Origin of the sequence: Caldisericum sp. (assembly GCA_022759145.1) — a bacterium.
In the GTDB taxonomy this organism is placed as follows: Bacteria; Caldisericota; Caldisericia; order Caldisericales; family Caldisericaceae; genus Caldisericum.
In genome coordinates this window covers 1-9,643 of record JAEMPV010000154.1, presented here as the reverse complement: position 1 = coordinate 9,643, position 9,643 = coordinate 1, and the positions used below count along the sequence as shown (strand labels likewise).

10 protein-coding genes are annotated in these 9,643 nt (G+C 36.3%); 7 read left to right on the top strand and 3 right to left on the bottom strand.

The window, feature by feature from the left end:
• Positions 1–11 precede the first annotated feature (11 nt).
• Both JHC30_08240 and JHC30_08235 read left to right on the top strand, forming a co-directional pair.
• Positions 12–914: an ABC transporter ATP-binding protein gene (locus JHC30_08240; protein ID MCI4464130.1), complete on the top strand. Its 903-nt coding sequence runs from the start codon at positions 12–14 to the stop codon at positions 912–914.
• Positions 904–1,647 carry an ABC transporter permease gene (locus JHC30_08235; protein ID MCI4464129.1) on the top strand — a complete coding sequence of 248 codons (744 nt, stop codon included), beginning with the start codon at positions 904–906 and terminating at the stop codon, positions 1,645–1,647. The genes JHC30_08240 and JHC30_08235 overlap by 11 nt, the downstream gene beginning before the upstream one ends.
• A gap of 1,666 nt (positions 1,648–3,313) precedes the next feature.
• On the opposite strand, the gene JHC30_08230 is transcribed toward JHC30_08235, so the two are convergent.
• Both JHC30_08230 and JHC30_08225 read right to left on the bottom strand, forming a co-directional pair.
• Positions 3,314–3,742, bottom strand: coding sequence for a hypothetical protein (locus JHC30_08230; protein MCI4464128.1), 429 nt, complete (start codon positions 3,740–3,742; stop codon positions 3,314–3,316).
• A 26-nt stretch (positions 3,743–3,768) separates the two neighbouring features.
• Positions 3,769–4,263: a cation diffusion facilitator family transporter gene (locus JHC30_08225; protein MCI4464127.1), complete on the bottom strand. Its 495-nt coding sequence runs from the start codon at positions 4,261–4,263 to the stop codon at positions 3,769–3,771.
• A 212-nt stretch (positions 4,264–4,475) separates the two neighbouring features.
• Between JHC30_08225 and JHC30_08220 the strand changes: the two genes are divergently transcribed.
• The 3 genes from JHC30_08220 (at position 4,476) to JHC30_08210 (ending at position 6,949) form a co-directional block, all read left to right on the top strand.
• Positions 4,476–4,916 carry a chromate resistance protein gene (locus tag JHC30_08220; GenBank protein MCI4464126.1) on the top strand — a complete coding sequence of 147 codons (441 nt, stop codon included), beginning with the start codon at positions 4,476–4,478 and terminating at the stop codon, positions 4,914–4,916.
• Between the two features lie 2 nt (positions 4,917–4,918).
• The gene (locus tag JHC30_08215) at positions 4,919–6,124 is read left to right on the top strand and encodes an MFS transporter (protein ID MCI4464125.1); all 1,206 of its coding nucleotides are present in this window, start codon (positions 4,919–4,921) and stop codon (positions 6,122–6,124) included.
• A gap of 291 nt (positions 6,125–6,415) precedes the next feature.
• Complete coding sequence (locus tag JHC30_08210) at positions 6,416–6,949, top strand: hypothetical protein (GenBank protein MCI4464124.1); 534 nt, start codon at positions 6,416–6,418, stop codon at positions 6,947–6,949.
• A 51-nt stretch (positions 6,950–7,000) separates the two neighbouring features.
• Here JHC30_08210 and JHC30_08205 read toward each other — a convergent pair whose 3' ends face one another.
• On the bottom strand, positions 7,001–7,867 hold the full coding sequence (locus JHC30_08205; GenBank protein MCI4464123.1) for a hypothetical protein: 867 nt from the start codon (positions 7,865–7,867) through the stop codon (positions 7,001–7,003).
• A gap of 93 nt (positions 7,868–7,960) precedes the next feature.
• Here JHC30_08205 and JHC30_08200 point away from each other — a divergent pair, with 93 nt between their 5' ends.
• Positions 7,961–8,827 carry a cation transporter gene (locus JHC30_08200; protein MCI4464122.1) on the top strand — a complete coding sequence of 289 codons (867 nt, stop codon included), beginning with the start codon at positions 7,961–7,963 and terminating at the stop codon, positions 8,825–8,827.
• Positions 8,828–8,857: 30 nt separating this feature from the next.
• Positions 8,858–9,643: NAD(+) synthase (nadE, locus tag JHC30_08195; protein MCI4464121.1), on the top strand; the 786-nt coding region annotated here is incomplete at its 3' end.

The following is a 9,643-nucleotide window of genomic DNA, read 5'->3' as shown; positions in this document are numbered from 1 at the left end:
AGAGAATAAAAATGAGCGACATTGTTTATCCTGTTGTTGTAGAAAATCTGAGTAAAATCTATCCCAATGGGACAAAAGCATTAGATAATGTGAGTGTTAGTATAGATAGAGGCATTACATGCGTAGTAGGTCCAAATGGGGCTGGCAAAACAACTTTGCTTAAAATATTAGCTACTCAAATGAAATATACAAGTGGAAAAGTAGAAGTGCTCGGATATGATGTAGAAAGAAAAACAAACGAGATAAGAAAAGGGATTGCGGTAGTTCCGCAGGAAAGCATGCCTGTTAATGAGCTAACGCCTTTCGAACACGTTTACTATTATCTACTGTCAAGAGGTGTTGAAAGGAATATTGCAAGAAAAAATACTGAATATACATTGCATAAACTTGGTTTATGGAATATAAAAGACAAACTTACTATTTCTCTTTCAGGCGGTATGAAGCGGAGAGTTTTAATAGCAATGGCATTGGCAACGAGAGCCCCACTTATTTTATTAGACGAACCAACTATTGGCCTCGATCCAATTTCAAGAAAAGAGACTTGGGCTCTCATTTCTGAGATTAAGGAAGATGGCACAAATCTTATCATAACCACACACTATATGGAGGAAGCCGAAGCATTGGGGAACGAAATGATTGTGATAAATAAAGGGAAAATACTGGCAAGAGGAACCGCTGAGACACTCAAGAAAAATTTACATTTTGATAAAAAAATAGCTGTGGAGAAGGGGATTGAAAAAGAATTCTTAGAGCATTTTGGAAAGGTAGTACCTTATGGAAACTTCTATTTTCTCTATCCAGAGGACTTAAATGTTGCTGTAAATAACCTTTTAAGTAAAAACATTAGTTTTCAGATTATGTCCCCATCTCTTGAAGATGTTTTCATGGAGATAATAGGGAATAATGAAAAGTAAAATAAGACAGTTGTATGGGATAACTGCATTTTATGCGACACCTATTGTTAAAAGGAACTGGATCTGGATGCTTACATCTCTTATTATGCCTTTTTCGTTTTTTGTGATGTTTTACTTTATTGGTGGAAAAGATTTAAGTATGCAAGCACCAATTGGAGCACTTGCTGTTTTATCTTTTAATGCAGGCCTTGTGAATCTCCCACAATATATGCTTATGAGCAAATTTCGTAAGCTTCACTATTATTTTGTTTCTGCACCTATTTCTCCTGTATTATACAATGCTGCTATTGCTCTTGCTATGCTTATCCCTATGATACCTGACTTGATTGTTATGATAATTTTGTGTTACCTCTTAGGAGCTCGTTTCTCAATCGTAGGTATTGTATTACATATTTTGGTCATTTTACTCACATGGGCAGTAGGAAGTTTGCTTGGATTTTATATAGGAACAATGGTTAGCAATGCTATGTATATAAGTGCAATTGCGAATACAGCAGGTCTTTTATTAGAAACTCTTCCCCCAGTCTATTATCCTTTAAATTATGTCTCTTTTGCATGGAAAGATGTCCTTTTGCTCATTCCTACTGTGAGCGCCGCGCACTTAATGAGATGGTCTATGGAAAGTATAAAAATACCAAGAGTGGAAGCAATATACGCTTTTATTGTCTTGTTCGTTTACATCTTGGTTTTCATTATTTTGGTACAAAGAAAGGCTGAATGGATGGAGCGTTAAATCCTTTTAGGAAGAAAGGATTTATATAGAATAACAGAACCGTATGTCTCTCCAGAGACAAAATAGCCTGCTCTATCATAAAAACAACAGTCCTTTAAAGCCGTAATATCAATCAATACTGGTGTTATTTTAATATTTTTGCAAGAATTTCTTCAATTGATCCTCTGGGGATGCTTATCTTTCTTGCTACATTATTATGTACAGACTCATAAAACTCCCCTTCAATAGGCAACATATCAATAGAATATACTTATTTTTATATTTTTTTGTTCAACCCAACTTTGTCAACTATAATCTGTAGAAATTGTGTATTAATCAATGGTTGATAGTATTTTTATGTTGAGGCGTATGCACTACAAATTATTTTGTAGGAAGAGAAATTTTGTAGTGTTCCCTAAATTAGGTGACTGCACACTCTTTTATCTTTACCTCCGATTGTGTAAGAACTAAAAATTTCCAGCATCCTATCAATAATCTACTCAAAAAACCGCTTAAATTTCAACGGAAAGGACCTCAAAGGTAAAAAGAAGTATTAGCTCGATCTCTACGTCATGTCCTAGATGTATTTTGGGGCGTTTCAGAGAATATTTTTGTCCAAATACCAGGCTAATGAGATATCAGACACAAACTGTATGAAAAGAGTAAGTTTGCAATTTTTCAGAAAAGTACCAAACTTTTATTGGTGATAAAAATCGCTTAATCGATGCCCTTATTTGAAATGAATGTAAAAATGAAAATAAAGAACTTTTTGTAAAAAATAGGAAGATACTGCATTATTTATGAAGAGGGAGTAAGGTTAATGCTTTAAACAAGATGAGCAAGTCATTTGCAAAGATCCGTAGGAATTTTATCTTACTTGCCGTCTTTAGTATAGCAATGGGAGCTCTTGAGGGAATAATTGTCACTTATCTTAGACAGATTTACTACCCTAAGGGATTTGATTTTCCTTTAGTCCTTTTTCCACCACGCATGTTTTTATAGAAGAGATAAGAGAAGCTTCCACAATTCCTTTTTCTCATTCCCGTATCCTGGGTAGGTCCTGTACTTACTCCAATCATCTGTTCTTTAACAATGATACTCATAGCTTTTAGCATAGTTGGTTTACAACAAAAAGGCTACAAATTAACAATAAGACTATCAGAGTATATGTTAGGTATTGTAGGTGCTTTTATAATTTTTAACTTTCATGTGGGATTATTCCAAAATTATTATCGAGGAAGGTTTTCATTCAAATTTCTTAACCCTGACAAAAAACGAACATTTGCGGCAAATAATTTCACGATATAAACCAACTCACTACAACTGGTACCTATTTGCTCTTGGAGAAATTCTTATTCTATGTGCTCTTGCACTGGTAGTTAGGCGGACAAAATCAAGCTTTCACCACTACTAAGGAATTCAAACAAGATTAAATGGAATCATAGAAAAGTGTGTATAACATTAGCTAAAAAGTACAGACATAAATTTGAGTAGACTCTAAAATATTTTCTAAAACTCATCCTTTAACTTCTCTATAAATTGTGCGCAAATATTCTTAGAATGTCAAAGCCAAAAGGAATTAATACTATTTTGCTTGTCTAATCCTTTTGTTGAAATTTGAGGTTTTTCAAAGGGAGTTTCATATGTTTCTTAACTTGTTCAGCGGCTGTATTTAAAGTTTTTTAAATTAGGAAGGTGTATTGAAAGTATTTTCTTTTTTGATCCTGTCAACAGGGTCAATATGCGCTGTTACATTGTATGCATTTGCAACTGCCTGTACTTTTTCTTCAACTGCTGTTGCGATGTTGTGCCCCTCTTCTACAGACAAATCGTCCTTTACTTCAACATGAAGTGAAATTATTTTGTTGGTAACGTAGTCATGCACATAAATTTCATGGACATTTACAACGCCCGGTATCGATAAAGCGGCAGCCCTTATTTTTTCTATGAGGTTTGGATCAGGAGCCTCGCCAATAAGGGTGTTTGAAGAACTTATTAAAAGTTCGATCGCAACCCATGCTATAAGCAAAGCAACACCCATTGCAAGGACCCCATCAATTCTATATATGCCAAATTTTGAGGAAATAAGACCTACTGCGACAATTATTGTTGCTATAGCGTCCGTCCTGTGGTGCCAAGCATCTAAATGAGTGAAGAGGAATTAATCATTTTCCCAAGTAATATTGAGAATTGAGCCATCCATTCCTTAAATAATGCTGAAAATATTAAAACAATAATTATTGCAACATTAAACTCTACTTTCTCAGGTTTAAGAATTCTTAAGAATGCCGATTTGCCTAAGTCGTAAGAAACTACTGCAAGGAGCAATGCAATGAAAAAAGTGCCGAGAACCTCAAACCTTCCATGACCGAAAGGATGCTCTTTGTCAGGGGGTCTTTCACCAACTTTAAACCCCACAAGGACAACTATTGAAGTTAAAACATCTGAGAGAGAATGCCAAGCGTCTGCTATGAGCGAAAGGCTGTTAAGAAAAGTTCCTGCAACGAATTTAAAAATAAAGAGAATTATATTCCCTATAATACTTACCCAGGCTTCAAGGTAGCCAATGTTTTCCCTTGTCTCTTTCTTAACAAAAATTTTTAGTAACCAGTTATTAAATCGTTCAAAAATTTGCACAGTAGAAATTATACTTTTATTGTCTTTCGAGTCAATAGTTTGTGAAATTATTATCGTAAAAGGATGTATGATTTTATATCGGAGGATTGAACAATAATCTTATAAATCAATGAATATTTAATAAATGTCAAATTTTCCTTGAAATTTTGCTATTTTTGTTATAAGTGCTAAAATAAATCTTGGCAACTTACGATTTTATAAAGGAGGCAATTATGAAATGGGTTACAAGAGCACATGTGCATGTTGATAGGGTTGCATGTCCCTGGCTTATAAAAAGGTTTATTGATTCAGAGGCTGAGTTCTTATTTGTTGCACCATCAATGGTAAAGAAAATAGCAGAAGAAACAGGAGCAATTCCGTTTGACGCAGAAGGTGTGGAGTTGGGGCACAGAGACGGACACTGTAGTTTTGTTACAATCCTGGAAAAATATGGTTTGAAAGACCCCGTTCTTAAAAGAATGGCAGATATTGTTAATGCGGCAGACACTGGTAATCTCGATACGAATCCCTATGCGCCTGGGCTTGAAGCGATTGCCTCTGGCTTTTCGTTAATGTTTCCTGATGACTACGAAAATCTTGAAAGGCAATTTCTGGTTTATGATGCACTGTATGCGTTTTTAAAATTGAAATTAGCAAAGGAAAATAGCAAATAAATATGAACTCAACAAAAGAGCCTCTTTTAAAAAGAATAGTTGATTTTCTTGGCTTGAATAAAACAATAATCACCATGCTCATAATGGTAATATTCCTTGGGCTTGGTGAGAAAATGGCAGAGAGGTTTCTGCCGCTTTACATTGTTGCGGTAGGTGGCTCTTCTGCATTTGTTGCATTTTTAAACGGAATGGACAACCTGCTGGGTGCACTCTATGCATTCCCTGGAGGGTATCTAAGCGACAGGATTGGCTACAAGAAGTCATTAATAGTTTTTATAGTAATGGCAATGATTGGATACCTTATTGTCATAATCTTCCCGGGATGGAAGGCAGTGCTTATTGGCGCAGTTTTCTTTATTTCCTGGAGTGCAATTTCGCTTCCTGCTATTATGAGCCTTGTTTCTAAATCCGTGAAGAAAGAAAAGCAAACGATGGGAGTTTCTCTCCATTCCCTTGTAAGAAGGATACCTATGGGGCTCGGTCCAATACTTGGTGGAGCACTCATAGGAGTTTATGGGACTGTTATCGGTGTAAAGATTGCTTTTTTGTGTGCGCTTATCCTTGCACTTGCATCTATCTTCTTTATTAGAAAATATATGGCAGAAGACCCTTCAATTAAAGGGAAAGGGATGAGCCTAAAAGAGACTTTTTCAGGGATTAACCCAGACCTCAGGGTATTGCTTGTATCTGATATTTTCATCCGGTTCGCCGAGCAAATACCATATGCATTTGTTGTAATATGGGTTGTTAATAACCTTCATTTTAGTGCACTTCAATTTGGTTTACTTACAGCAATTGAGATGACAACCGCAATGCTTGTGTATATACCGATTGCGTACCTTGCGGATAAGTTTGGCAAGAAGCCTTTTGTTGTAATAACATTTATCTTTTTTACAATCTTTCCTCTTATTATCTACTATTCAAGGACTTTCGAAATGCTTGTTGTTGCATTTATAATAAGGGGATTGAAAGAATTTGGTGAACCCACAAGAAAGTCTCTCATACTCGACCTTGCACCAAATGATGCAAAGGCATCGACATTTGGCACATACTATCTTATTCGTGATGTAATTGTGTCTATTGCGGCATTTTCAGCAGGGTTTTTGTGGAACATTAGCCCGAAGGTAAACTTTATGACGGCGTTTGGTTTTGGCATTTTGGGGACATTGATATTCCTTTTCTTTGGGAAAGAGAAACGCCTCACCTAATTTCTTTTCTCATTCGATATTGAAAATTCCAAATTTGATTAAAGAACATCTTCGGATGCCATCATTGAAAAAGGGAGGCGAGCCTCCCCAACTTCACATAAAACCCTTTTAAAACTAAAGTTATAACTTAAACAGCCCGCTTAATGCTTGTTTTACTTTTTCGAAGTTTTTGTTAAACTGAAACACTCTTTTCTCTTACAAATAGAATTGTAATTCTTTCATATTCTCTTCACAATCCTGTCCTATACTCAGATAGTAGTAGAAATTAAAAATTTACTTTAGGAGATAAAAATGAAAAAATTTACATGGCTTTTAGTGGGAGTTTTAGGAGTAGCAGTTTTATTTGGTAGTATTTCTTTGGTTAGTGCAGGGACAGGTAATGCCACTGCAACGAGAAACGGAGCAGGCAGAGCCCAGGGTGTAGCAATTGGGACCAGGTTTGAAAACTTTGAAACTGACATTGCAAACTATCTTGGAATTTCAGTTGAAACACTCCAGGCAGAAAGAGTTGGAGGCAAGTCTCTTGCAACAATTGCAGTAGAACATGGAAAAACTGAAGATGCTTTAATACAGTTCATTGTGTCAAAGAAAACCTCTTACTTACAAGACCTTTTGTCACAGGGTAAGATTACTCAAACACAGTACGATAATGCTGTAAAAACACTTACCGAAAGAACAAAAACAATGGTAGAAAGAACAGAGACTGGAAAGCCAAATTTTGCAGGTTCTAACGGAAACACCCAGGGCAATATGCAAAGAGGTATGGGCTATGGAAGAAGAGGGGCAGGAAATGGCACCTGCATCAACACCACAACAAATCCGTAAAATTTAGACAATCGATATGAGAGGCAGGGTTAAGCCCTGCCTCTTTTGTTTTTATGAAACTTCAACAATGTATGGGTATGTCGGAAACAAAATTTGAGATGTTTTTAAATAAATCCTGTACAAGCCTGGTTTTGCCTCTTCGTCTATATCTACAGGACCAAGGATAATTTCAGGGTGTTCATCGGGAAACGCAGAATTTTCATTCTTTATAAGTGCAAAGTGCCTTATCTTTATTGTTGTAACATCATCTCCTGAGTAAAATACCGTTTCGTAATTGTAAGGATATCCTTCTGTTGTTGGTTCAGGATAGAGGAGGAAACTTACTTCCCCAATATTCCCCAATGCCTTTGCAGGATTTAAATCAAAAACAAGTTCAACACTTTCTCCCCTCTTAACTTTTTTAGGTATAGCAGATTTTATGTTTTTAAATAGGTCAGGGTTTGTCTCGATGTAGTTTGCAATAAGCGAATCAGTTTCAAATGATTTGGAGAGTTTATAACCATCGCTTCTCTTTATGAGGTAGAAAACCATAAATGTGTCTTTTTCTTGAGCAGGGAAAAGAGCCTCTTTTCCTTTTTGGGTTGGCTTAAGGTTTAGTTGCGTTACAATCTCCACTTCATCAGGGCTATTCCCGAGATTTACAGGGTCGCTTATGTGTTCAATAGATATCTCTACATATCTATCATTAATTTTTGAGTTTGTGAGTTTTTCTAAAAGTCCAATCCCCGGCCATACAATTGCAAGTTTTGAATCGGCAAGAGCAAAACTCTTCGAGTAGTTACCATCGTTTATGCAATTAAGATAAGCATTCACAACGCTTTTAGGGTCGAAATTATTAAGTGTCACCTCATTAGAAGTCTTAGCGCAGGAGGTAAATAATAATACTATCACCAATAATGTTAATAACATCTTTTTCATATTATCACCCCCTATTATTTTATTCCCAAAAAATATTTACAAAAAATTTCTGTAAAAGATTGTTTTGATGTATAATATTTGGCTGGGGTAAAAATGGAAGAGCGCACAAGAATTGGTTTAAAGTCAGTCCGTATAGCAATGGCTGTGAATACATTCCTTGCTATCTTGAAAGTGGTGCTTGGCATCGTTGCAAATTCTATTGCTCTTATTGGCGATGGACTCGACACAACCGTAGATGTCGTTAAAAACATAATCGTATATAAAGGGACTGAAATTGCAGCAAGACCTCCTGATAGTGAACATCCCTATGGGCACGGCAGAGCTGAGACAATCTCCTCAAGCATTATTGGGGTTTCTGTTGTTCTTGCAGGAGCCTTTGTTATGTACGAAGCAATCGCAAGATTTGGCAAAACCGAAGCCCAGGACTTACTAATGATGATTGGTGCTTCAGTAAGTATCATAGGTAAAATATTTCTTTCGGTATATATGTCTATTGTTGGAAAAAGGACCTCAAACCAGGCGCTTATTGCAAATGCCAAGGATTATTTTGGGGATATCCTCTCATCGGTTTCGGTTCTCCTTGGAGGAATTCTCATAAGTATAACCCACAAAAGTTACTTTGATAGCATTGCATCATTTATTGTTGCCTTGATTATTATCTATATGGGGTACGATATTTTGAAGCCTGCAGTATCGGAAATAATGGAAGAAACCGATGAAAATGTTGCAAAAGAAGTTGAGAAAATAATAAATGAGTTTGATAATATTTGTAATCCACACCAAATTCGTGTTAGGAAACTTGGCTCTTATTATGTTGTTGACTTACACCTTGAATTCCCAAAGAATATGACTGTAGAAGAGGCTCATTCTATTGCAACCAAAATTGAGAAGCGCGTAAAAGAGAATGTCGAGAACTTAACAGAAGTTATTATCCACATTGAACCCTGCGGAGAAGGATAGTTAGTTAAGTTTATATAGGAGGTGATTTTTATGAGCATTAAGAATTACCTCAAATTGAAAGATCCCGAATATGTTTCTGAGAAAATAGCAAATTTTGTAAGAGAATATGTTGAGAAGCGTAATGCAAATGGCGTAATTTTTGGATTAAGCGGGGGCGTTGATTCTGCACTTGTTGCATTTTTGTTGAGGAAGGCACTTCCTAAGGAGAAAATCCTTGCGCTTTTTATGGGTGAAAGGGACACACATCCCGAAAGTTTGAAACATGCACGCCTTGTTGCAAACGAACTTCAAATCGAACTTAGAGAGGTAAATATCACAGGAATCTTAAGAAAGATTGGCGTTTACGCTCTTGAACCTCAAACTCTCATTTTCCCAAGGAGTTTTCAGGAGCGTTATGCAAGAAATAAGTATTTAAGAAACCAGGATGAAAACGAGACTGCGTTTTTAAAGTCACTTAAGGGTGGAAGTGGCAACATCGAGATAATGAAGGGAAATGCATTTTTGCATACAAAACACAGGGTAAGGGCAGTCCTTTTGTACTTCTATGGCGAACAGATGAACTATATTGTTGCTGGATGCTGTAATAAAACTGAAAAACTTACAGGCTATTTTGTCAAGTATGGCGATTCTGCATCTGATATTGATCCCATTGCAGATTTGTACAAGACGCAGGTTAGGGAACTTGCAGGGTACTTGGGTGTGCCAAAGGAGATTATTGACAAGCCTCCATCACCTGACCTTGCACCAGGCATAACTGACGAATTTGCACTTCAGATGCCTTATGACAAGATTGATGTGATACTATATGCACTTGAA